At 21.9% G+C, this 23,067-nt stretch carries 22 protein-coding genes; 12 read left to right on the top strand and 10 right to left on the bottom strand.

What is annotated here, in order from left to right; genetic code table 11:
* Positions 1 to 48 precede the first annotated feature (48 nt).
* Genes ACTT9L_RS04610 through ACTT9L_RS04575 form a run of 8 tightly spaced genes read left to right on the top strand, consistent with a single transcriptional unit; the run spans position 49 to position 7,502 of the window.
* The gene (locus ACTT9L_RS04610) at positions 49 to 1,173 is read left to right on the top strand and encodes a glycosyltransferase (RefSeq protein WP_440928154.1); all 1,125 of its coding nucleotides are present in this window, start codon (positions 49 to 51) and stop codon (positions 1,171 to 1,173) included.
* Positions 1,174 to 1,210: 37 nt separating this feature from the next.
* Positions 1,211 to 1,870: a class I SAM-dependent methyltransferase gene (locus tag ACTT9L_RS04605; protein ID WP_440928153.1), complete on the top strand. Its 660-nt coding sequence runs from the start codon at positions 1,211 to 1,213 to the stop codon at positions 1,868 to 1,870.
* Entirely contained in the window at positions 1,851 to 2,525 is a 675-nt protein-coding gene (locus tag ACTT9L_RS04600; RefSeq protein ID WP_440928152.1) for a hypothetical protein, read from the top strand. Before ACTT9L_RS04605 ends, ACTT9L_RS04600 begins: the two co-directional genes overlap by 20 nt.
* A 12-nt stretch (positions 2,526 to 2,537) precedes the next feature.
* Positions 2,538 to 3,689 (top strand): glycosyltransferase, encoded by a 1,152-nt coding sequence (locus tag ACTT9L_RS04595; RefSeq protein WP_440928151.1) that lies wholly within the window; start codon positions 2,538 to 2,540, stop codon positions 3,687 to 3,689.
* Between the two features lie 12 nt (positions 3,690 to 3,701).
* Positions 3,702 to 4,433 (top strand): glycosyltransferase family 2 protein, encoded by a 732-nt coding sequence (locus ACTT9L_RS04590; RefSeq protein WP_440928150.1) that lies wholly within the window; start codon positions 3,702 to 3,704, stop codon positions 4,431 to 4,433.
* 3 nt (positions 4,434 to 4,436) lie between these two features.
* On the top strand, positions 4,437 to 5,486 hold the full coding sequence (gene gmd / locus ACTT9L_RS04585) for a GDP-mannose 4,6-dehydratase (protein ID WP_440928149.1): 1,050 nt from the start codon (positions 4,437 to 4,439) through the stop codon (positions 5,484 to 5,486).
* A gap of 8 nt (positions 5,487 to 5,494) precedes the next feature.
* The gene (locus ACTT9L_RS04580; protein ID WP_440928148.1) at positions 5,495 to 6,463 is read left to right on the top strand and encodes a GDP-L-fucose synthase family protein; all 969 of its coding nucleotides are present in this window, start codon (positions 5,495 to 5,497) and stop codon (positions 6,461 to 6,463) included.
* Positions 6,456 to 7,502: a hypothetical protein gene (locus tag ACTT9L_RS04575; RefSeq protein WP_440928147.1), complete on the top strand. Its 1,047-nt coding sequence runs from the start codon at positions 6,456 to 6,458 to the stop codon at positions 7,500 to 7,502. Before ACTT9L_RS04580 ends, ACTT9L_RS04575 begins: the two co-directional genes overlap by 8 nt.
* On the opposite strand, the gene ACTT9L_RS04570 is transcribed toward ACTT9L_RS04575, so the two are convergent.
* The 9 genes from ACTT9L_RS04570 to ACTT9L_RS04530 are packed head-to-tail and all read right to left on the bottom strand — an operon-like array spanning position 7,479 to position 17,494.
* Complete coding sequence (locus tag ACTT9L_RS04570) at positions 7,479 to 9,296, bottom strand: hypothetical protein (protein ID WP_440928146.1); 1,818 nt, start codon at positions 9,294 to 9,296, stop codon at positions 7,479 to 7,481. The genes ACTT9L_RS04575 and ACTT9L_RS04570 overlap by 24 nt on opposite strands.
* Complete coding sequence (locus ACTT9L_RS04565) at positions 9,293 to 10,045, bottom strand: class I SAM-dependent methyltransferase (protein ID WP_440928145.1); 753 nt, start codon at positions 10,043 to 10,045, stop codon at positions 9,293 to 9,295. Before ACTT9L_RS04565 ends, ACTT9L_RS04570 begins: the two co-directional genes overlap by 4 nt.
* Positions 10,046 to 12,139 (bottom strand): DUF6311 domain-containing protein, encoded by a 2,094-nt coding sequence (locus ACTT9L_RS04560; protein WP_440928144.1) that lies wholly within the window; start codon positions 12,137 to 12,139, stop codon positions 10,046 to 10,048.
* Between the two features lie 12 nt (positions 12,140 to 12,151).
* Entirely contained in the window at positions 12,152 to 12,592 is a 441-nt protein-coding gene (locus ACTT9L_RS04555; protein ID WP_440928143.1) for a hypothetical protein, read from the bottom strand.
* Entirely contained in the window at positions 12,592 to 13,293 is a 702-nt protein-coding gene (locus ACTT9L_RS04550) for a glycosyltransferase (protein WP_440928142.1), read from the bottom strand. Before ACTT9L_RS04550 ends, ACTT9L_RS04555 begins: the two co-directional genes overlap by 1 nt.
* Positions 13,280 to 14,266 (bottom strand): GDP-mannose 4,6-dehydratase, encoded by a 987-nt coding sequence (locus tag ACTT9L_RS04545; RefSeq protein WP_440928141.1) that lies wholly within the window; start codon positions 14,264 to 14,266, stop codon positions 13,280 to 13,282. Before ACTT9L_RS04545 ends, ACTT9L_RS04550 begins: the two co-directional genes overlap by 14 nt.
* A gap of 18 nt (positions 14,267 to 14,284) precedes the next feature.
* A complete protein-coding gene (locus tag ACTT9L_RS04540; protein WP_440928140.1) occupies positions 14,285 to 15,499 on the bottom strand; it encodes a class I SAM-dependent methyltransferase in 1,215 nt (404 codons plus the stop codon).
* Positions 15,480 to 16,784 carry a hypothetical protein gene (locus ACTT9L_RS04535; RefSeq protein WP_440928139.1) on the bottom strand — a complete coding sequence of 435 codons (1,305 nt, stop codon included), beginning with the start codon at positions 16,782 to 16,784 and terminating at the stop codon, positions 15,480 to 15,482. The genes ACTT9L_RS04540 and ACTT9L_RS04535 overlap by 20 nt, the downstream gene beginning before the upstream one ends.
* A complete protein-coding gene (locus ACTT9L_RS04530; protein ID WP_440928138.1) occupies positions 16,781 to 17,494 on the bottom strand; it encodes a hypothetical protein in 714 nt (237 codons plus the stop codon). The genes ACTT9L_RS04535 and ACTT9L_RS04530 overlap by 4 nt, the downstream gene beginning before the upstream one ends.
* Before the next feature lie 23 nt (positions 17,495 to 17,517).
* Between ACTT9L_RS04530 and ACTT9L_RS04525 the strand changes: the two genes are divergently transcribed.
* Genes ACTT9L_RS04525 through ACTT9L_RS04510 form a run of 4 tightly spaced genes read left to right on the top strand, consistent with a single transcriptional unit; the run spans position 17,518 to position 21,430 of the window.
* Positions 17,518 to 18,246 carry a glycosyltransferase gene (locus ACTT9L_RS04525; RefSeq protein WP_440928137.1) on the top strand — a complete coding sequence of 243 codons (729 nt, stop codon included), beginning with the start codon at positions 17,518 to 17,520 and terminating at the stop codon, positions 18,244 to 18,246.
* 7 nt (positions 18,247 to 18,253) lie between these two features.
* On the top strand, positions 18,254 to 19,525 hold the full coding sequence (locus ACTT9L_RS04520; RefSeq protein WP_440928136.1) for a hypothetical protein: 1,272 nt from the start codon (positions 18,254 to 18,256) through the stop codon (positions 19,523 to 19,525).
* 10 nt (positions 19,526 to 19,535) lie between these two features.
* Positions 19,536 to 20,327 carry a glycosyltransferase family 2 protein gene (locus tag ACTT9L_RS04515; RefSeq protein ID WP_440928135.1) on the top strand — a complete coding sequence of 264 codons (792 nt, stop codon included), beginning with the start codon at positions 19,536 to 19,538 and terminating at the stop codon, positions 20,325 to 20,327.
* Entirely contained in the window at positions 20,324 to 21,430 is a 1,107-nt protein-coding gene (locus ACTT9L_RS04510) for a DegT/DnrJ/EryC1/StrS family aminotransferase (RefSeq protein ID WP_440928134.1), read from the top strand. Before ACTT9L_RS04515 ends, ACTT9L_RS04510 begins: the two co-directional genes overlap by 4 nt.
* Positions 21,431 to 21,439: 9 nt before the next feature.
* On the opposite strand, the gene ACTT9L_RS04505 is transcribed toward ACTT9L_RS04510, so the two are convergent.
* On the bottom strand, positions 21,440 to 23,065 hold the full coding sequence (locus ACTT9L_RS04505; protein WP_440928133.1) for a hypothetical protein: 1,626 nt from the start codon (positions 23,063 to 23,065) through the stop codon (positions 21,440 to 21,442).
* Positions 23,066 to 23,067 lie beyond the last annotated feature (2 nt).

The raw sequence follows: 23,067 nt of genomic DNA, 5'->3' as shown, positions 1-23,067 counted from the left end.
TAAGTTATCTTATAGTCCTTATATAACAAACTTATAATTCAAAATTATATGAAAAAAAAAATTTTCTATTGGTCGCCATTTTTATCAAAAATAGCTACAGAAAAAGCTGTTGTTAATTCCGCATCAAACTTTGGTAAATACTTTAAAGATTATGATTGTTATATAATAAACGCCATTGGAGAGTTTACAAAATATAGTAATTTAAATTTAATTAATTTTTTTGAAAAAGATATTAAACAATATTTTCCTTATAATGGCTTTTTAAAATCTAGATTTTCATTTTTGATAATTTTTTTAATTACATTTTTTAAATTAAAAAAACTTTTATCAGAATCTAAACCAGATTATTTTATTATTCATTTGATCAGCCCCCTACCCTTAATATTAAATTATATATTTAGTTTTAAGACTAAATTTATTTTAAGAATTTCTGGTTTTCCAAAAATGAATTTCATAAGAAAATTTTTTTGGAAAAAAATGTTAAAAAAAATTAATATCATTACTTGTCCAACAGAACTGACCAAGGATTATTTAATTAGTAAAAATATTGTTGATGTAGATAAAATTTTTGTTCTCAAAGACCCTATAATTTCATTAAAAGAAATAAAAAAAATTAATATAAAAAATTATGAAAAAATACAAAAACCATATCTTCTTGCAGCTGGTAGGTTAACCAATCAAAAAAATTTTAGTTTTTTAATAAAGTGTTTCAAAAAAATCACTAAAAATCACGATGATGTAGATCTTGTTATTTTAGGTGATGGTGAACTCAAAAAAGAATTAAAAAATTTGATTGAGGAACTTTCACTTAAAGATAAAGTTAGATTAATTGGTCACACAGAAAATATTTTTAGTTATATGAAAAATTGTAAATGTTTTTTGCTTCCATCCTTATGGGAAGATCCAGGTTTTGTTTTAATTGAGGCAGCTTTTTTTAGAAAAATCGTAATATCTAACAATTGTCCTAATGGACCAAAGGAATTTTTCAAAGAGTTAGATTATCCTCTAGTCTCAAATAATTTTAAAGATGAAAATGAATTTTCTGAAAAAATTAAAAGTTTTTTAAATAATGAGAAAAATTTTGAAAAGTTTAAATTGAGTTTGCTTAAAAAAACAAAAGATTATACAGTCTATCAACATTGTAAAAAACTTTCTGAAATTTTATCTAAATGAAAAAACAATGCAAAAAATAAAATAATATTAAAAAATTATGAGTGAGAGACATAATTACGGCTCAAGTTTTTATAACTTAACTTTGCGGAAGCATTTAAAGCGAGAGGTAATTAGCTTTCTAGGAAGATTAAGTTCATTTAAAAAAATTCAAACAGATAAAAAATATTTACAATTAGGATGTGGGGAGGATGATGTAGATGATAAATTTTTAAATTGTGATTTTTTTACATTTAGGTCACTCAACCCTTTTTTAAAAAAAAAAATGTATTATTTAGATTTACGATACCCATTACCCTTCAATAATAACAAATTTGAGGGAGTTTTTTCTGAACATACAATTGAACATCTTTATTCCTCAGAGGTAAAAAATTTATTTAAAGAAATTCATAGAGTATTAAGTGAAAATGGGATATTTAGGGTCATCACACCAGATTTGAAGAAATATATTAATTATTATGTCAAAGGTGAAAAATTTATAGATAGAGAATTTAAGTTTGGATGTGAAGCTATCTGGAATATTTCTAACAATTTTGGACATAAAAGTGTTTGGGATAGTGAATGGTTAATTTATCAATTAAAAGAAGCAGGTTTTAAAGAGGTGGTTGAAGTAAAGCGCAATACAGGAGAAAATAAAGATTTACTAATAGATAAAGAAGGTAGAGAAGCTGAGAGCCTATATGTTGAAGCAAAAAAATAATAAAATTCTTTTATATGGTGGAAAATCAACAGCTTACATAGTTAATAGTATGCTAAAAGATACCAAAGTAGAACCCTCATATATATTCGATCAATATTTAAAAGAGCCTTTTTTTTCATCTAAGGCAAAATTTTCAAATAAAAAAACTGATTTAAAAAATTTTATTGAAAAATCAGAAAAATTTTTCGTTTGTATTGGGATGATGGATGGGAAATTAAGAGATTATATCTCTAATTTATTAATTAAAAAAAATTTAAAACCATTTTCAGTAGTCAGTTCTAGTAGTAATATTGATAAGACTGTAAAACACGGGCATGGATTGTTATCAATGCCTAATTCAGTTGTACATAAATTTTCCAAATTAGGAAACAATTGTTATTTAAATGTAAATTCAGTAATTGATCATGAATGCGTTGTTGGTCATGGCGTTCATATTATGGGGTCAGCATATATTGCAGGAAGAGTTAAAATAGAAAATTTTGTTTCTGTAGGTGCTAATGCAACAATATTACCTGATTTAGTATTAGGTGAGGGATCAATTATTGGAGCAGGTGCTGTTGTTACCAAAAATGTAAAACCATATGATGTTGTTGTTGGTAATCCTGCTAGATTTTTGAAAAAAAATAAAAAAACTTATAATCTTAAAATTTTTTAGTTTTAAGAGATTATGAATATTGGTTTTATAATTAATTTTAATAAAGAGGACTGGATAGGTGGTTATAATTATTATTTACATTTATTTAATGGTTTAAAAAAATATAAAAAATTTAAATGTAATCCTGTTGTAATATTAGATACAAAAAAAAGATTAATAAAAAATAAAGAACTAAAAAAATTTGATTATAAAATATCTAGTATTTTTTCTAATCAAAATACAATAAAAAGAATATTTAATAAATTATTAATAATAATTTTTGGAAGAAACTTTTTATTTGAAAAATTTTTTATAAAAAATAATATTTCTATTGTTTCTCATACAAATTTTTTAGGAAAAAATAGTAAAATTAAGAGTTTTCCATGGTTTCCAGATTTTCAGGAACATTATTTTCCAAAATATTTTTCAAAAAAAAAAATAATATTTAGAAAATTAAATTTATATTATGCCAGCTATCATGCAAATAGGATTATAGTTAGCAGCAAAAGTGTTTATAATGATTTGGGTAAAATATCTACTAGAGCAATTAAAAAAGCTAGAATTTTGAGGCATAACAACTCTTTAATATCTCCTCAGAATTTATTGAGTAAAAAAATTTTACAGGAAAAATTCAAAATTAAAAATAATTTTTTTTTAGTACCTAATCATTATTGGAAGCACAAAAATCATATGTGTTTATTAAGAGCCTTGACAAAATCTAAAAAAAAAAATTTTACTATAATTTCAACTGGTAAATGTGAAGATCATAGAAATCCAAACTATTTCTCTGAAGTTAAAAAATTTATTCATAGAAATAACTTAGGTGAATATTATAAAATTTTAGGTCTGGTAAATTATAACGAATTGGTTTCACTAATGTATTACTCATCTGCAGTTATAAATCCATCCAAGTTTGAAGGTTGGGGTAATAGTGCATCTATGGCATTAAGTATTGGAAAACCAATTATAGTCTCAAATATTAAAACACATAAAGAATTAAAGGGAAAATCTATATATTATTTTAATCCAAATAACCCAATTCAATTGTCAGAAATTTTAAAGTATTTGTCAAAAAAAAAAAATAAAAAACAAAATAAAAATGATTTTACAAAATCGATTAAGAATAACGACATTAAAACAGAAGAATTTATTAAAAGTTTTATTAAAATATTGAATGAAAGTTAGCTTATGAGAAATATGGTTAGTATTATTATACCTTATTATAAAAAAAAAAAATTTATCAAAGAAACTTTAGACTCTGTCTATAACCAAACTTATAAAAATTATGAGATTATATTAATTTATAACGACAAGAATAAAGATGACTTTAATTTTGTTAAAAGTCATTTAAAAAAATTCCCAAGATATACTATAATTAAAAATTCTAAGCTTGGTGCTGGTATTTCTAGAAATCTTGGTATCAAAATTTCAAAAGGAAAATTTTTGGCCTTCCTAGACAGTGATGATTTATGGAGGAAAGATAAACTTAAAAAGCAAATTAATTATATGATAAATAAAGATATTTTAGTTTCACATACTGCTTATAAAGTAATTGATGAAAAAAAAAATTTTTTATATTGCCAACAAGCACGTCATTTAGAATATTCAGACCTGTTTAAATCTTGCGATGTTGGATTATCTACAGTTATAATAAAAAAAAATTCTAGATTTAAAATAAAATTTCCTTCCTTAAAAACTAAAGAAGATTATGTATTGTGGTTAAAAATTTCTAAAAGAGGTTATAAATTTCATGGCTTAAATTTACCTCTTGTTTCATGGAGAAAGACAAAAAATTCATTATCATCATCATTAACTCAAAAACTTCTAGATGGTTTTAGGGTGTATAATATTTATGAAGGTAAAAGTATAACGAACTCTTTGATAAATTTGTTGTATTTAAGTATCAACTATATTAAAAAAAAAATTTAGATTATGAAAAAAATAGCATTAATAACTGGTATTACAGGTCAAGATGGGTCTTATTTAGCAGAGTTTTTGCTAAAAAAAAATTATATTGTTCACGGAATAAAAAGAAAATCATCATCATTTAATACATCTAGGATAGATGATATTTACATAGATCCACATAAAAAATCTAATTTCTTTTTGCATTACGGAGATTTAACAGATGCAAATAGTTTAAATTATATTGTAAGCAAAGTAAAACCAGATGAGGTTTATAATCTTGCTGCTCAAAGCCATGTGGGTGTTTCTTTTGAAAATCCAGAATATACAGCTCAAGTAACTGGATTAGGAACATTAAGATTGCTTGAGTCTGTAAGAATATTAAGTTTAAAAAAAAAAGTAAAATTTTATCAAGCAAGTACATCTGAACTATTTGGAGAAAAATTTAATTATGGATCTTTTAATGAAAGGTCAGTTATGTCTCCAAAATCTCCTTATGGTGTTGCAAAACTTTACTCTCATAATATTACTCAAATGTATAGAGACTCTTATAATTTATTTGCTTGTTCAGGTATTCTTTTTAATCATGAAAGCCCAAGAAGAGGTGAAACTTTTGTTACAAGAAAGATTACAATGTTTCTTGCTAAGTGGATGAAATCACAAAATAAAAAAGAAATCTTATATCTGGGAAATATTTATGCGAAAAGAGACTGGGGGCATGCTAAAGATTATGTTGAAATGCAGTGGAAAATGCTTCAACAAAAAAAACCGCAAGACTTCATAATTGCAACTGGTAAAACTTATACTGTAAAACATTTTTTTAATGAGTGTTGTAAATATTTAAAGCTAAACATTAAATGGCAAGGTAATGGTTTAAATGAGCAGTGTTTAGTTTATGAAAAAACAAAGTTTATCCCAATATTAAAAATAGACAAAAAATATTTCAGGCCACTTGATATTAATTTTTTAAAAGGTGATGCCTCTAAAGCAAGAAAATTTTTAAAATGGAAACCAAAGTATAATCTGAGAGACCTTGTTAAAGATATGATGAATCATGAGCTTGATAATCTTAATTAAATTTCATTATGGAAAATTATGATAAAAATTCAATTATATTTTTAGCTGGTCATAATGGTTTGGTTGGTTCAGCTATACACAGAAGATTAAAGGCCCTAAAATTTAAAAAAATTATCACAGTATCTAAAAAAAAATTAGATTTAAGAAATCCAATAAAGGTTGAAAAATTTTTTAAAAATAAGAAAATTGATTATTTAATAATTGCAGCTGCTAAAGTAGGTGGGATTCTAGCAAATAAAAATTACCAGGATGAGTTTTTAATAGACAACATAAATATTCAAAATAATTTACTTTTACTCGCAAAAGATAAAAAAATTAAGAGGACCATTTTTTTGGGATCCTCATGTATTTATCCAAAGAACTCAAAAACACCAATTAAAGAAAACAGTTTGTTAACTGGAAAATTAGAAAAAACCAATGAATGTTATGCTATAGCAAAAATCGCTGGTATAAAATTATCCGAAGCATTAGCCAAAAGATATAAACTTGATATTGTTGCAATAATGCCAACTAATACATACGGAAAAAATGATAATTTTGACATGGACAATAGTCATGTAATTCCAGGAATGATTACAAAATTTATTAAAGCAAAAAGAGAAAATAAAAATCAAGTAAAACTATTTGGAACTGGGAGGCCTGAGAGAGAATTTATTTATAGTGATGATTTAGCAAACGCTATTGTTAAAATGATTTTTATAAGTAAAAAAAAATTAAATAAAACTTTTAAAAATGAACTACCAATATTAAATGTTGGTACAGGTCAAAGCATATCTATTAAAGATTTAGCATTACTTATAAAAAAAATAATTAATTATAATGGGAAGATAATATTTGATAAAAATTATCCTGACGGAACAATGAAAAAAAATTTGGATTCAAGAATAATAAAGAGTCTCGGTTGGGCCCCAAAAATTAAAATAGATGAGGGCTTAAACAAAGTATATAATTCTATTAAAAATTATTATAGTGAGTAATTTTGTAAGATTAGATTTATTTATTATTTTACTCTTATCATTTATTTTTTTTTTATTCTTAAAAAAATTTAAAATTTTTAATTATCAAAAAAATAATGAAACACATAAAAACTTTGTTTCTAATTCAAAAGGTGTAAGTTTTTTACTGGGTTTTATTTTAGTTTTAAATTATACTTTTGCAAATGACGTCTATAAAATAGAAAATTTATTTATTTTGTTAATTTTTTTTATTGGATTAGTTTCAGATTTAAAAATTCTAGATTCACCCAAGCTTAGATTAATAATTCAATCCATTGTAATATTAATTTTTTTGATTTATGTAGATCTTTATGTTTATGATATTAGAATAGATTTTATTAATAAATTTTTATCAAACAATTTTGTTGCAATATTATTTACAACTTTTTGTTTAGCTATTTTACTAAATGGAGTAAATTTTATCGATGGATTAAATTGTAATGTTTTATTTTACTTTCTTGGTGTAAGTTTTATTTTATTTTTAGTTTCGTTAGATCATAATAACAAAGAACTTATAACAAATTACTCTTCACTTATTTACATATTAATTTTTTTAATCATTTTAAATTTTAAAGGTAAGAACTATCTTGGAGATAATGGATCTTATTCATTGGCATTCATAATTGGGATATTAATTATTAAAGATTTTAATTTAAAGCCAAATTTGTCGCCTTACTTTTTTGCAGTTCTTCTTTGGTATCCAGCTTATGAAAATTTATTTTCAATAATAAGAAAAATTTTAAATAGAAAAAAACCCTTTGAACCGGATACTCAACATTTTCATCAATTACTTTATTCTTTTATAATTTTCAAAGTAAAAAAAAATAAAAAACATAAATTTAATTACAACACATTTACTTCAATTATAATAAATATTTTTAATTATATAATTTTTTTAATCGCTTATAAAAACAGTAATCAAACACAACTTCTCATATCAATTATAATATTTGCGGTTATATTAAAAACTTTAATTTATTTTTATTTAAAAAAAAAGTTAATCACATTTAGAGGAATTTGATAAATAAAATACATGTTCATATTTTTCATAATAGCAATAGTTGTTTTTCATATTCATATGATTTTTTAAATATGAGTTTTTATTTTTTATTATTAATTCAGGGAGTGCAAATTCTTTCTGATACTTTATAAACTTATTTAAAAGAATATTTTTCTCATTAATAGATAAAAAAATGTTTTGAGGACTAGATGGCGATGTATTTATTAAATGCACCCATTCTTCATTAGAAAAATCCTCTTTATCGAAAAGATGTTTATTAATCTGACTTTTCTGATATTTTAGATAATAAAATTGTGATAAAAAACTATTAAAATATCGCCAACTAGCTTTTTCATTCTTAATTAAATTTAAAAATTTATCCTCGCTTACTCCAATAAATTTTAAGTAAAAAAAAAGCTCCTTTTCCATAAGATTTAGGTTTTTAGAGTTAAAAAATGTTGTAGTTAATAAAATCTGACTAAAATCGTTTAATATAAAATAAATTTGTAAATTTTCATCAAATGTAAGAACCTTTGTATTTGAGTTTATATTTTTTTTCTTAATAAAATTAATTGTTTTTTGAAAGTTAAAAACTTCACTAGTATCTCGTATTTTAGATTGTTTATAATAGAATGAATTAATACTAATTAAGGAAATTAAAATTAAAGAAATAACAAATATATTTTTATACTTGAATTTTCTAAGAATATTAAAAAAGAAAATATATACATAAATGAAAAAGTTCAACAATCCCGAATATAGAATAAGATTATTAAAATGATATATTTCAGAAATTTTTGGTGAAATTATTACGAATATTAAAAAACCGAATATTGAAGATATAAAAAAATAATAAAAAACTTCTAATCCATTATTTACATTAGTATTAATTTTTTTAACTAAAAAAAATAATATAGAATTTATTGTAAAAAAAATTATAAATTTAGATGAAGATAATTTAGTTAATACAGAATTTAGGATTATTTTTTTATTTTCAAAATTTATATCAGTTAATCCAGCTACTGATGTATATAACGGCTCTGCTTTTATCACAATAAAAATTTGAGGAATCATTAAAATTAAACCTATTGAAATAAAAAATAAATTCTTAAAATGAAATTCTAATTTCATTCTATTTTCGAGAAAAAATTTTTTAAAATAAATTATTAAGAACAATAATCCACAAATCGGTAGGTGATAATACACACTTCCAAATAATAATGAAAAAACAATTCCTATAAAAATTATCAATACAGGTGAATATGATTTAATTAATCTGATACTTAAATATAAAAACAATAATAAATATATTGAACTAACAAGAGGCCTTGGAAAGTTAGTGCTATGATAGTGTAGAAGTGAATTAAAATAAATACTTAAATTGTTAAGATTTAAAAAAAATATCAAACTAGGTAGACAAACTAATATTATAATTAAAGTAAAATTTTCAATTTTTTCCAATCCTATCAAATCAAATATTTTAAAATTTAAAAATAAAAATAAAAAAATGAATAACCATTCAGTAATTAAGAAACTAGATATTCCAAAAATTTTGAAGAATATTGAATGTATACCAATTGAATATATTGGGAAGGGTAAAAATAAAAAACTTTCATCATAATTATTATACACTGGATTTAAATCAAATTTTGAAAAACTATAAACAAGAGGCAAATAATGTCGATCGTCTACATTAAATAGTATTCTAGTAAAAATATCTAAATCAAAATTAATCAAATATGAATAAATCCATTTAGTTAAAAAAAATAATATTGATAAAAAAAATAAAATGTAAAAGTTTTTTTTATCTATCATTTCTTTGCTACAATTACTAAATGGAGACCTATTGGTAATGATGACTTGGCTATAATTTGTTTTTCAATACTCATTAAAAAAGAAAAAAATGAATTTATTATTTTAGGTAAATCAAACAAATTTGACTCAACTTTATTTTTAATTAATAAATTTTTAGTGTTTGATAATAATCTAAAGATTATAATAGGAAAAAGTAAAAAGGATGTAAAATATGACTTTTTTAATACACTCAAGTTATTTTTCTCTAATTTTTTTGAAATCTCATTAAGATAATATCTGTTTCCTGTATGCATTGTTTTATCATGACCTGTTAAAAAAATTTTATTTTGCAAAATTTTTATTGCTGGTGTAGTGATTACAACTATACCATCTTTCTTTAACAATCTAGAAAAGGACTTTAATACAGCATTAATTTTTATGTCTTTATGATAAAGCACTCCAGAACAGAGAATTAAATCAAATTTTTTTTTAATTGAAATTTTATTTAAATTCATCTTTTTTATATTTTTAACTCCTCTTTTTTTAGCAAGCTGAATTGCATAATTTGAATAATCTATACTTAAAACTTTACCATATTGTTTTAATTTGATTGAATTATACCCTGCTCCACAACCTGCATCTAATACGTAATTTTTTTTTTTCTTTTTTAAATATTTATCGATTAGTTTTAAAAAAATTTCTCTTTGTCCTTTAAACCACCAATAATTTTTTTCTAAGATATATTGGTTTTTATATTCACTTTTATCCATTTAATTCAATTCTATATAATTTAATCTAATTCCTAGCAATCTTGGATCAGGTGCTATTCTTTTAGAGAGTCTTGTTTCTTTATTGTAATTCATAATTTTAAGATAATTTAATTTTTTTAAATATTTTTTATCCGAAATATCTAAAATAATTTTTTGCTCTTCACCAAAATTTTCAATTTTACTATTGATTTTTTTATCATTTAGATAAAAATCAATATTTGTTTGTTTGTTTGCCTTATATTGAAAAATATGTCCTACTAGTGTGATTTTGTTAACAGTTTGTATATTTTTTTCTTCTAATTTAAAATGAATAGTTGAAGTTTTACTTTCCGACCAAAATGATTTTGAATTATACCATCCTAAACCAAAATTAAATAAATTTGTTCTTGGATATATTTTTTTATTTTTTTCAAAAATATTAATATTATTTTCTAATTTTTTAAGCTGATCAAAATCTCCCTTTTCCATATAATTTTTTTTGTTTGGTAAAAGTAACCAAATATTATCTCTAAAGAAAAAACCATGATTACTATTCTTAAATATACTGTAAATATCATAAATATGAGTGTTAGACACAATGTATGCACTTTTAGTATCAACTTTTTTATCAAAGAAATTATTATATAGATTGTATCTGTATTTTGTAATTTTTTGTCTGTCTGATCTTGATAAATATACAATGTCTGTACCTTCAAATTGATAATTTATTAGTATAGAGCTGTATTCAGCCAGATGGTCAGGCGAGCTAATTGGAAACGTGTGTCTTAGATATTTATAATTTTTTTTTGCAATACTCCAAATTTCGTTATCATTTTTTTTTAAGAAAGTATTATTATTATCCTTTAAGTATGCAGGAATTGACTTTATACCAGGAATTATATCTATAGTTTGTATAAAGAGTAATGTTAAAATAATTAAATATTTATAAGTTGGTAATCTATAGTATATTGTGACTATACCAAAAATTATTATCAAATAAGCAACAATCCAAATAAATCTGCCTGAAGATCTGATTATGCTTAATAAACCATACAAATATTTATTTAATTCTAAATTTAAAATTTCAGCTGAACCAAATGACAAATTTGTACTAACAGCCATTATTAAAAATAAAAAAGAAATTGTGGAATAAATTTTAAAGTTTCTTTGAAGAAAATATTTATATTTTAAGGAGCAAAATATTGAAATACATAAAATTAAAATACCCCCAATACCTAAGTAACCATATCCTTCTTTTTCACCATCAGCATAATTTTTAATATCTGGAACAAAGGATGACCAATTTAGATTTAGTATCCCACCTTTGGGATCAAAAAAAGTTAATAAATTTGACTTATAATATCCATATCCAAAATCTATATTATCAACCAATCCAATAGAAAAAAAACCAATTAAGTATAGTAAAAAAATAGTGAATGAAGAATATATGGATAATAGTTTTAAACTTTTTTTAAAATTCTCAGTTAAAAGTATGTAAATAAATAAAAAAATTAAGATATTAATAGTTAAGTGGAGATTTATTAAAAGTGACAAAATGATTAATAAAAAATATTTTGATATATCTTGAGTTTTAAAAATTCTTAAAAATAAAATTGAAAGCAATAAAATCCAATTAGCTGCTAATGAAAGATGTATAAATGATCTTTCAATAAAGAATGGTATTAATATAAAAAAAAATGATGAAAGAATAGAATAATTAAAATTACTCGTAAAATTTAAAATTATTTTAAAACTTAAATAATACTGTAATAGAAAACAAATAATGATCCATAGCCCATAAAACTGAAAGTTATCACTTAAAAAATTTTTAAAAAATTTAAAGAAAATGTTTAAAAACGTAACATTATCAGCGTATAAAATAGAGGTCGAATACTCTAATCCATACGTTGGATTTGAAAAAATCGGAAATCTCCAAATATCACTTTTATAATATTTCCAAGGTAACTGATACGACAGAAGATCTGGATTATTTAACCAAGTATCATTATTTGGATTTAAATTCTCAAATCCTAAAAGAAATCCTGAAAATAAAAAAACAATTAATAAAGATATAAATAGTAAAATTTTATTTTTTTTAAAAAAAAAATTCTCCATTTATCTTTAAACTCAACTTCGGTACCTGATTTTGTTTTCACTAACCTCTTCGAATTTTAGTTTGTCATTAACTTCATCATATGGACCTTGTTTAATTTCAATAATCTTTGTGTTCTTAATAACTTTAAAACCATGAGCGCCATTTATAAGCATTAATATGTCACCACCACTAATTATTTTACTAAATAAATAATTCTTTTTGTTTTTATTTGAATAAAAATCAACACGTAGTTTTCCAGCAAAAACCAATATGACTTCAGTTGTCAAAAGGTTTTTTGTTATTTTTTTTTTGTGTATATGTGGTTTGATTATATGACCAGATGGATGGGACATATATCCAATTTGTTGTGTAAGTTCTTTGCCAGTAAAAAAATTAATACCTTTTTTTTTTTTATATTTTTTTCTAATTATTATTGCGTAAAGTTTTCTTTTATGTTTAATTTTTTCAATCATTAATTACTTCTAAATTTAATAATTAATATTCTAAAGAAATATAAAAAACCTAGTTTAAAAAATCTTAAAACATTAGGTGCAGTTTTGCTAATACTTTCATAGTCTGCAGGTTGTATGTATGGCATTTCTAAAATTTTTAGATTGTTTTTTAGACCTTTATATAAAAATTCAATAAAAAACTCTCCGTGTCCGTATGCTATTGGGATTGTTTTTTCTAGAGCGTTTCTATTCATCACAAAGATACTACTTGTATAGTCTTTTATTTTATTTGAAAGTATTATCCTAGAAAATAAATTTATTAATTTACTAGATAAAACTCTTAAACTACTACGTTTATCACCACCAGATTTAATGTATCTTGATAATAAAACAATATCATTTTGATTTAATTTTTTTATCATCAATGGAAATTTTTTTATTAATGTATTCATGTTTGAGTCAACCCATCCAATTTTATCACCGGAAGAATTGATTAATGCTAAAAGAAATGCAGATGCAAGTCCTCTGTTTTTTCTTACATAAAGTTTTAAATTTTTAAACTTTAGTTTCTTAATTATTTCAATAGTGTTATCAGTTGAATTATCGTCAACTATAATGATTTCAGAATTTTTTATATGTTTAAATATTTCCTTTATAGTTTTTTTGATAAATTTTTCTTCATTATAAGTACTTAAAAGAATTGAAATTTTAATTTTTTTCATTTTTTTTCATTTCAAAATCCAACATAATTTTTATTAACTTTTTCAATGGTGTTTTGTTTTTATATCCAAATTTTTGCTTAGCTTTTGAATAATTACCTAATAAAGTTTTAGTCTTACTAGGCCTTAAAAGTCTTTTGTCCACTTTCAGATATTTTTTGTAATCTAAATCTAATAAATCAAATGTATGTTTAACAAAATATTCAACACTATGTGCTTTTCCACTTGAAATAATAAAAAAGTCAGGCTTAGTTTGTTGCATTATTTTCCATGCAGCCTCCACATAATCTTTGGCATATCCCCAATCAATTTTAGCATTTATATCACCTAAATATAAAAATTTTTGTTTTCCTTGATAAATTTTACAAGCCGCTTTAATTATTTTTTGTGTGACATATTCCTCAGATCTTCTTGGAGACTCATGATTATAAAATATAGCTCCATAAATTTTTAGATTAAAAACGTTTTGATACATTTTACAAGCTAGATAAGTAGCTGCTTTAGCAACTGCATAAACACTATTTGGTTTTAAAGTTGTTTTTTCGTTTTGTTTTTTATCTTCTGATAAACCAAACATATTTGAGGAAACAGGTTGGAAATATTTAATTTTCTTATTAATACTTTTAATACTTTCTAATATTTGAATTACTGATGAGCAGGTTGTGTTGAATGAATAACTTGGTATTTCAAAACTCCACCTAACATGATCTTGATCTGCAAAATTGTAAATTTCATTAGGTCTACAATTTTTAATAGCATTATAGATAGAGCTGTAATCAAGTAAGTCGCCATGAATAATAAAAAAATTTTTATTATAAATTTTTTTATTATTAATTAAATGTATAATGTTTTTTCTATTATCAGTTGCTGATTTTCTAACAAAACCAAAAACTTTGTAATTTTTTTTTAATAATAATTCTGCCGCATAAGAACCATCTTGCCCTGTGACACCAAGAATTAAAGCTATTTTTTTCATTAATAATATTTATATCTTTTATTTGATTATTTTAAAATTAGGATATGGTAATAGAAATTTACCACCATTTTTAAGCCACTTTTTTTCTCTTTTTATAAACTCATTTATAAATCCATATGGCATTACAAATAAGTAGTCAGGATTTAATTCCCTAGCTTTTTTTTCAGATATAATTTTTATACCTGTACCAATAGTATACTTTCCCCATTTTTCTGAGCTACGTTCTACTGCAAAGTCGATTATAGAGCTATCTAGGTTGTAATATTGCAACAATGTATTCCCTTTTGTAGAAGCACCATATAGAAAAATTTTCTTATTTTTCTTTTTTTCTCTTTTTAAAAAATTTAATGTTTTATTTTTGTTATGAATAGTTCTTTTTATAAATTTTTTAATGTCAATAAGTTTTGTTTTCTCATTATAATTTATAGACTTTTTTAAATTTTTTTTGCAAAAAATTCTATAACTTCCTCCATTTATTCCATTAAATTCAACTTTAAAAATATATAATCCATTTTTTTCAAATAAATATTTTAGAGATTTATAAGTATAAAACTCTAAGTGCTCATGACAAACGTTTCCTAGATCGTTTTTTTTAATCATTGAGTCTAAACACATTAGTTGGGCTATAAAAATTCCATTCTCATCAAGGGAATCAGCTGCATCTTTAATAAATTTTAATGGGTTCTCTAAATCATAAAACATACCTATGGCAGTAATTAACTTAGGTTTTGAAAGTTTGTTTTTTTTTAAAATTTTGTTTAAAGCACTAATACGCCAAAAGTCATTAAGAGGATAATCACAGTTTTTTTTTAATTTTGACTGTAGGTTTTTTGCTGGTTCACAACCAATTGTTTTAATACCATCTTTTTTAAAATATGAAAGTAAAGTTCCATCATTGGCACCTATATCTAAAACTGTATCATTTTTTTTTAATTTAGCTATTTTTTTTGAAGATTGATAAATATCTTTAAGACCATCACGCATAGTTTTTGTTATGCCTGATTGATACCAATAAAACCTCTTATACATGATTTCTTGTGGTGCAGTGTGCTCAAGTTGCAACAAGCTGCATTTATTACAATTAACTAAATTTAGAGGAGCTTTAACACCTTTCTTAATATTTGCTTTTGAGACAAAATTACTTACAAAAAAGTTGCCATATGAAAATATTTTTTTTAATTCATTATTTCCACATAATCTGCATTTCTTTATTTTATATGTTTTGGGTATCATTTTTTAATTTAAATTCGTTATATATAATTAAGTAAACTAAAGAGTAAATTCCGCAAGTTGAAATTAAGAATCTGTCCATAGCTACCTGGGTTTGAAATTTTACATCATAAAAATTAAACATAAATGCAACATAAGTAAAAATAGTATGAAATATTATAATAAAAATAATAAATGGTTTAAACATTATGTGGTTTGTTTTAGAAAAAATAATGAAATATATCATTACTAAATAATTTAAAAGTAAAAATGGATTTAAGAATATATGTCCTGCAAAGTAGTAAGTTACTATCTTAAAATTATCAATTAAGATTTGAAGGTTTATTGAAAAAGTTTTTTCAAATTGATAGTCAAAAAGTGGGGTATTTCTAACAATTTCACTTTCAATGTAAAAATATACAATTAATCTCAAGGAGAACAAAAATAAAGTTGAGAACGTGATAAATAATTTTTCTTTTAAAGAAATTAAGTTTTTTGAGAATAAAACAAAATACGAGATTATTATAAACAGCATTATTATAGACTCATTTTTAAACCACATGAATAAATTAATTAAAAAAATTATTTCAATAAAGCTTACTTTTTTATTTAAATAAACTCTTCTATAAATAGTCGAAGAAAGAATTAAAAATAATGAAAAATTTAAAATTTCTTGTGAGCCAAAAAAATATTTATATTTATAAAATAATAAAACAAAACCCAGAACTGCAATAATAAATATTTTTTTGTTATCAAAATGACTACAAAAACTAAATAATGAAATTAAAAAAAAATATAAATAAAACAACCTTCCGTTATATTCATTATTGAAAAAACCATTATTCCAAAAAATAGACCATATGTAGGATCCAAGATGTGAGTAATGAGGTTGATCGAGTTCAACAAGACTTAAAAAAGGTTTTCCATTTAAAAAATGTAAGGTTTTTAAAAAAATAAAATTTTGAGCATCCCATCCTAGCTTTAATTTTGAAATAATATCAATAGATAAAATTAAAAAAACAAAAAGTAATAAAAAAAAATAAATTTTATTTTCAAAAAAAATACTTTTAATATTTTTGAAGGAAGCTTTTTTTTTAAATAAAATAATACCAATTAAGATACTTAACAAAATATATATAGACAAAAAATATTGACTAGAATTTTTTATTAATGAAAAAAATAAAGCTAAGTTTAAAAATAATAATGTATTATGTGTAATTTTTATACTTAGACTATTTTTGCTTAAATTATAAAAACCTATGAGATTAAAAATGAAAAAAAGATAAAATATGTTTAAAATTTCAGTCATTTTTTTATGAAATAGCAATTATTATAGCTTTCTATAATTTCATACTCATTTAAATTATAGATATTGTTAAAAGTAATACTTAGGTCTTTGATTTTACTTAAGTCAATATTATTTTCTGTTTCTATCTGAATAATATATTTTCTCTCTCTATCCAATGGATCTAAAGGATTATTTAACTTCATATCTCTAAATTTGTTAAAAATAATTTTTTCATTTTTTTCATCAAATTTTATTTCATCAACTAAAATATTTTTATGGGCATCAGATTTATAAATTTTTAATTTTCCTCTTAAACTTCCCTCAGATTTGTTTATGATTACACTATCTACACTTGAAACAGAAAAAATAGTATTTTCTGAAATATATTTATCATTTTTAATTTTTTTTAATTTATATTTTTGCTTAGCAATATAGTTCAACAATATGACTTTATCTTTTGACTGATTAACATCGCTCCTCATGAATGTCCATGATGCGTCTGGGAATTTTTTAAAATTTACTATTTTTGGGACTCTTGCAAAATTATATTTTTCATTTATATATTTTACAAAGCCTAAGGCTTCATTTTCACAGAAACCATATACTTTATTCCATCTTTCATCATAATTATATTTTACTAAATTTATTAAATTATTTGTTGTTGAAGTTTTTATAAGAATTAAAGTCAAAAAAAATATGATAATAATTAAATTAAATCTCAAAAATTTCATATTTAGTGTATTAAAATTTTAAAATGCAAACTAAGTTTTCAATAATTCTACCAACTTATAATGAAGGTGGAAATATTATCAAGCTTATTAAAGAAATTAAAAATGTATTCAAAAAAACTAATAAAAATTTCGAAATTATTGTTGTTGATGATAATTCAGAAGATAATACAGAAAAATTAGTAAAAATTTTTCTAAAAAAAAATAAATTTGTTAAATTTTTTTCAAGGAAAAAATTCAGAAAAAATTTAGCTCTATCTATTCAATTTGGGATTTCAAAAAGTAAAAATGATAATGTTATTTGGTTAGATGCAGATTTTCAACACCCACCAAAATATATAAAAAAATTTATTAAAAAAATTAAAACTTATGATGTCATAATTTATTCAAGGTATTTAAGATTTACTAAAAAAGGAAAATCATTTCACGATAATTCAACCTCAATTTTAAACAAATTTTGTAATAAATTTTTATTTAACGATTTCACAGATTTTACAAGTGGATTTATTTGTATTAAAAAAAAATGTTTAAATGATTTTGATTTTAATGCCTATTATGGAGAATATTTCATAAATCTTCTATTCCATATCAAGTTAAAAAAATACAAATTTATAGAATTACCTTTTAGAGAGTCAAAAAGATATTCAGGATATTCAAAAACAACACATAGTAAGATAAATTATATAATTAAATCTTATTTTTATTTTTTATCTATTTTTAAAAATCTTTTTAATAAATTATCCATAAAAAATTAGCGTAAGTATGTTTGTAAATAATAACCAAAAAAAATTTAATATAAGCTTTATCTTATTGTTATACTTAAGTTTAATAATTGGATTTTTGCTTAATGAAGATACTCTTGGTGCAGCTAATATAGATTATCATGGTACAACCATTCAAGTTTTAAAAGCGTTTCAAAATAATTTTTTATTTACACTTTTTAATTATGAAGTAACTGGTGCAAGACATTCTCCCTTTTTTTTTATTACATTATATAAATTATATTATTTTATAGATAATGATTTGGTTTTTAGATTAATATTTTTACATTTTAATTTATTAATACCATTATTTTTTTACAAATCTTTAAAATTAAAATTTAACAATTTTTTAAATTTTAAAATTTTATTATTACCACTTATTTTTTTATCTCCTACATTTAGATCGTATTCTATCTGGCCAGATAGTTTTAGCTTCGGTCTAATCTTTTTTTCTATTTCGACTTATTATTTCTTAAAATTTCAAAAGAAAAAAAAATTTAAAGATGTAATATTAAATATTTTTTTTCTTGCACTAAGCTCATACTTTAGTCCTAATTTTGCAATTTTTTCTCTTTACTATTTTTATAATTTTAGCCTTTATTATATAAAAGATATTAAAAAAATTTTAATAATTATTTTAACAAATTTTTTCTTATCTTCTTTTGCTATTTATTATATTTTTTTTTTAGATATTAATATTTTTCAATTTGGAAAAAACATATATGGATATGATGAAAGTATCTTTTCGATTTTAAATATTTCAAATAAAATCTTGTTAGTTTCAACTATAATATTTTTTCATAGTTTCATCTTTTTTATAAATAAATTTGAAGCTAGGTATTTAAATAGAAATAATTTCGTTATTTTTTTAATTTCACTTATTATAGTGGTATTTAGCTTTTATTTTCATGATTATAGTGAAGTTTATGAATATATTAAAGGCGGAGGTATATTTTATAAATTTCTATATGAATTAGATCTTCTTTATTTGATATTAATTCCATCAACAATATCAGTACTTTTTATATTTAGTTTAGTTAAAAATAATTTTTATAATTTAATTTTAATTTTTGTACTCTTTTTATCAAATCCACAATTATCTATATATCATAATTATTTTGAACCGTTGTTGTATTTTTGCATATTATTTTTTATTTATGAAAAAAATGTTCAAAAATTTAAAATTAAAAATATTTTTTTAATAAATATTTTTATCATTTTTTATTATTTTATTAGCTTAATAAAAGGAAGTATAATTAAAGTATTAATATGAATATTTATAAATGAAAATTTCAATAATTATTTCTAATTATAATAAAGCAAAATTTTTAAAAAAATGCTTGGATAGTTGTATAAGTCAAAATTTTAAAAGTTTTGAAATAATTTTAGTTGATGATAACTCCACCGATGCTTCTAAAACAATATTAAAAAAATATAAAAAAAAAATTAAGTTATTAGAGATTAATAAAAATTTTAAAAATTTTACTCCTGCTAGAAGACAATTTTATGCATTAAAAAAAGGTTTTAACGCTTCAAAAGGAAAAATAATATGTTTATTAGATTCTGACGATTTTTTTTTTAAAAAAAAATTAAAAAATATTAATTACATTTTTAAAAAAAAAAAAATTAATTTTTTAATTAATAATTTTGTCGGTTATAGAAGTAATAATCAGAAGGTTTATTTTAAGGAGAAAAAAAAATTTTATTTGGGAAGTATTTGGCCAAATAATTTTCAAACAAGCGCTTTAAGTTTTAAAAGAGATTTTTTTACTAAATTTATTAAAATTACTAAAGGTGATAACTATAAATATTTAGAAATTGATGCAAAATTAGTCATATTTGCACATTTTTATTATAATTCACTCCATAGAACTCATCTATTTTTATCTTATTGGAGATTAAATAGTGTCGAACTTTCAACTATTACTAAAAAATTTACAATTAATTGGTTTATAAAAAGGAAAGAGGCATTTGAGTATGTAAAATTTATTATGGAAAAAAAGAATAAAAAATTTATTCCATCCTTAGATTATTATATTACAACTATAATAAATAAAATTATTTCTTTTTTATGATACCAGTTTCTAAACCAATTATCTTAAAGCAAGATATAAATTCTGTCTCAAAAGTTATGAGAGATGGATGGATAACTTCAGAAGGACCTGCAGTTAAAATGTTTGAAAAAAAATTTTCAAATTTGATAAAAAAAAAATATGCTTCAACTGTTTCTAATGGAACTGCTGCCTTAGAGATTGCAATTAAAACTTTAAACCTTAAAAAAAATGATGAGATAATAATTCCTAATTTTACCATAGTTTCAAATTTAATTGCTGTATTAAAAAATAATTTAAAACCTGTTTTAGTTGATTGTGACTCATTTACTTGGAATATGAATATTGAGCAAATTAAAAAAGCTATTAATTCAAAAACTAAGGCAATTTTAGCCACACATATATATGGTTATCCAATCGAAATAGATAAAATTAAAATTATTTGCAAAAAAAATAAATTATTTTTAATTGAAGATGCCGCAGAAATGTTAGGTCATAATTACAAAAAGCACAAATGTGGTTTCTATGGAGATATATCTACATTTAGTTTTTATGCCAACAAACACGTTACAACAGGAGAAGGAGGAATGATATTAACAGACAGTAGCAAATTTGATAAAAAAATAAAAAGTTTGAGAAACCTATGTTTTGGAAAAAAAGATAGATTTAATCACGATGATATTGGCTGGAATTATAGACTCTCAAATTTGCAAGCAGCATTTGGTTTATCTCAGCTTAATAGATTGAATAAGACCCTTGTTTTAAAAAAGTATATAGGAAAACTATATTTTCAAAAGTTAAAGGATAATAAGAAAATTTTCATTCAAAGACCAAATTATAGAAGCATTGAAAATATATATTGGGTAGTTGGAATAGTTATTAAGAAAAAATCTATAACAGCTAAAATTTTGATGAATTATTTAAAGTCAAAGGGAATACAAACTAGACCATTTTTTTATCCAATGAATAAACAAAGGTTTTTAAAAAAATATAATATAAAATTTAAAGGGTCTTTTCCTATATCAGAAAATATCTCTAAGTATGGACTTTATTTGCCTTCAGGACCTGATATAAAAATAAAAGATATTGACAAAGTTTGTTTAGAAATAAATAATTTTATTAAATAAAAAATAAAATTATCCACAAAGTTTATTTTTTTTGTATACATAAATTGTTCCATATCTACAGAGTGTTCCATCTTTAATATAGTTTTTAATTTCTTTATCTACACGAAAACTTTCTTCACTAATTCTATAGTATGGATTTTTAATTAGGTTGTAGTCATAAATGTTATATTCTTTATAAAGTCGATCTATATTCCTAAAAAAGAAAATTGAAAAAGTTAAAATAATTATAAAAAAACTATTTCTTAAAATTTTTTGCTTATTTTTATTTCTTTCTAGTACAAAACCGAGTGGGAAAAAAAACATTAGCGCTATAATTGTATAACCCCCATACCTTAAGGTTGGATGATTAAAAAACCATTCAAAAAACATTAAAAAAATTAAAATGTATATTATTATAACTTTAGAATTAATTTCATTTTTTAAATTTTTAATATCTTTAATTTTAAATAATATTATAAATAACAAGCTTATAAATGTTAAAGAAACTAAAAAATCTGACACTTTATTTAAAAAATATTCTTTAATCCAATTAGATAACCAATTTAATTCTTGAATATAAATTGCTGGATTGTCTACTCTATAGTTAGGTGTAGCTCCTGCCTTAGACCAAAGTTCGAACCAATCTTTTACATGATTTACATAACTTACAGGTGTAGACCATTCAAATTCAAAGCAAGTAAATCCTAACGGAAATATTAAACAACCACTATTTAAAAAAGTTGTTAGCGTTATCAAAAAACACAAAATAAAAAATAAGTAAAAAATTATATTTGAAAAAATATTATTACGTATCTTTATAAAATATTCTTTTTTAACCCACAATAAAAACAATAAAAAGGAAAAATATAAAATAAAAAAACTTTTAAATGAAATCGTAAGTCCAAGAATAATTAATATTTTTAAAAAGATTTGAAAAAATTCAACACTTTTAGATATAAAAATTGACTCTAGAATTAAAAGTATAAGTATGTAAGATAGTAACAAACCACTTCTATCTGTTCCATGCTCAGCAACTCTATAAAAAAAAATAAGAAAAAATGTTATGGCTAACAAATATTGATAAAATAAAACATCTATTTTTTCTAATTCAATTCTCTTTAATATAAAATCTAATAATGTAATTGTTGAAAAAAGATAAATAAAAATTACCCCAAAGTGCATTCCATTAAGGTTGATTACTGGAAGGTAAAACAAAGAGTTCAGATAAAAAATTGATGACTGTGTATTAAATCCAGTAATTCCAAGTTGTCCTAATCCAATAATTTTTGAATAATTTATTAATGTTAATTCATAAGGGAGATGGTAATAGAAAAAATCATCGTGATTTTTACTTAGGAAAATAGTAATTAGGAAAATTAAAGAAACAATTAATAATATTTTCAAATCTTTCTTTAAAAAATTCTGAAAGAAAAAAAAGAGACCCAAAATAATTAATAAAGAATTATGGATTTTATTATGAGGTAAAAAATAGTTTGAAATTATTGAGACTATTATCAGTATAAAAATTCCTATTAATCCTTTAAATCCAACATCACTTTTTAAATTACCAATAGATGCAAACTGATACCCATATCCAACTATGCTGAATAATATTAAGTAAAATGTTAAAATTAATAGTAAAAAATCTATTGTCATTA

It is taken from the genome of Candidatus Pelagibacter sp., from assembly GCF_052049675.1.
Lineage (GTDB): Bacteria > Pseudomonadota > Alphaproteobacteria > Pelagibacterales > Pelagibacteraceae > Pelagibacter.
The sequence above is the reverse complement of the archived record's forward strand: the minus strand, read 5'-3'. Positions and strand labels throughout refer to the sequence as shown.

What these genes read in the sequence shown, in the direction of transcription:
- ACTT9L_RS04610 (WP_440928154.1), top strand. Translation starts at nt 49, where the DNA reads ATGAAAAAAAAAATTTTCTATTGGTCGCCATTTTTATCAAAAATAGCT.
- ACTT9L_RS04605 (WP_440928153.1), top strand. Translation starts at nt 1,211, where the DNA reads ATGAGTGAGAGACATAATTACGGCTCAAGTTTTTATAACTTAACTTTG.
- ACTT9L_RS04600 (WP_440928152.1), top strand. Translation starts at nt 1,851, where the DNA reads ATGTTGAAGCAAAAAAATAATAAAATTCTTTTATATGGTGGAAAATCA.
- ACTT9L_RS04595 (WP_440928151.1), top strand. Translation starts at nt 2,538, where the DNA reads ATGAATATTGGTTTTATAATTAATTTTAATAAAGAGGACTGGATAGGT.
- ACTT9L_RS04590 (WP_440928150.1), top strand. Translation starts at nt 3,702, where the DNA reads ATGGTTAGTATTATTATACCTTATTATAAAAAAAAAAAATTTATCAAA.
- gmd (WP_440928149.1), top strand. Translation starts at nt 4,437, where the DNA reads ATGAAAAAAATAGCATTAATAACTGGTATTACAGGTCAAGATGGGTCT.
- ACTT9L_RS04580 (WP_440928148.1), top strand. Translation starts at nt 5,495, where the DNA reads ATGGAAAATTATGATAAAAATTCAATTATATTTTTAGCTGGTCATAAT.
- ACTT9L_RS04570 (WP_440928146.1), bottom strand. Translation starts at nt 9,296, where the DNA reads ATGATAGATAAAAAAAACTTTTACATTTTATTTTTTTTATCAATATTA.
- ACTT9L_RS04565 (WP_440928145.1), bottom strand. Translation starts at nt 10,045, where the DNA reads ATGGATAAAAGTGAATATAAAAACCAATATATCTTAGAAAAAAATTAT.
- ACTT9L_RS04560 (WP_440928144.1), bottom strand. Translation starts at nt 12,139, where the DNA reads ATGGAGAATTTTTTTTTTAAAAAAAATAAAATTTTACTATTTATATCT.
- ACTT9L_RS04555 (WP_440928143.1), bottom strand. Translation starts at nt 12,592, where the DNA reads ATGATTGAAAAAATTAAACATAAAAGAAAACTTTACGCAATAATAATT.
- ACTT9L_RS04550 (WP_440928142.1), bottom strand. Translation starts at nt 13,293, where the DNA reads ATGAAAAAAATTAAAATTTCAATTCTTTTAAGTACTTATAATGAAGAA.
- ACTT9L_RS04545 (WP_440928141.1), bottom strand. Translation starts at nt 14,266, where the DNA reads ATGAAAAAAATAGCTTTAATTCTTGGTGTCACAGGGCAAGATGGTTCT.
- ACTT9L_RS04540 (WP_440928140.1), bottom strand. Translation starts at nt 15,499, where the DNA reads ATGATACCCAAAACATATAAAATAAAGAAATGCAGATTATGTGGAAAT.
- ACTT9L_RS04535 (WP_440928139.1), bottom strand. Translation starts at nt 16,784, where the DNA reads ATGACTGAAATTTTAAACATATTTTATCTTTTTTTCATTTTTAATCTC.
- ACTT9L_RS04530 (WP_440928138.1), bottom strand. Translation starts at nt 17,494, where the DNA reads ATGAAATTTTTGAGATTTAATTTAATTATTATCATATTTTTTTTGACT.
- ACTT9L_RS04525 (WP_440928137.1), top strand. Translation starts at nt 17,518, where the DNA reads ATGCAAACTAAGTTTTCAATAATTCTACCAACTTATAATGAAGGTGGA.
- ACTT9L_RS04520 (WP_440928136.1), top strand. Translation starts at nt 18,254, where the DNA reads ATGTTTGTAAATAATAACCAAAAAAAATTTAATATAAGCTTTATCTTA.
- ACTT9L_RS04515 (WP_440928135.1), top strand. Translation starts at nt 19,536, where the DNA reads ATGAAAATTTCAATAATTATTTCTAATTATAATAAAGCAAAATTTTTA.
- ACTT9L_RS04510 (WP_440928134.1), top strand. Translation starts at nt 20,324, where the DNA reads ATGATACCAGTTTCTAAACCAATTATCTTAAAGCAAGATATAAATTCT.
- ACTT9L_RS04505 (WP_440928133.1), bottom strand. Translation starts at nt 23,065, where the DNA reads ATGACAATAGATTTTTTACTATTAATTTTAACATTTTACTTAATATTA.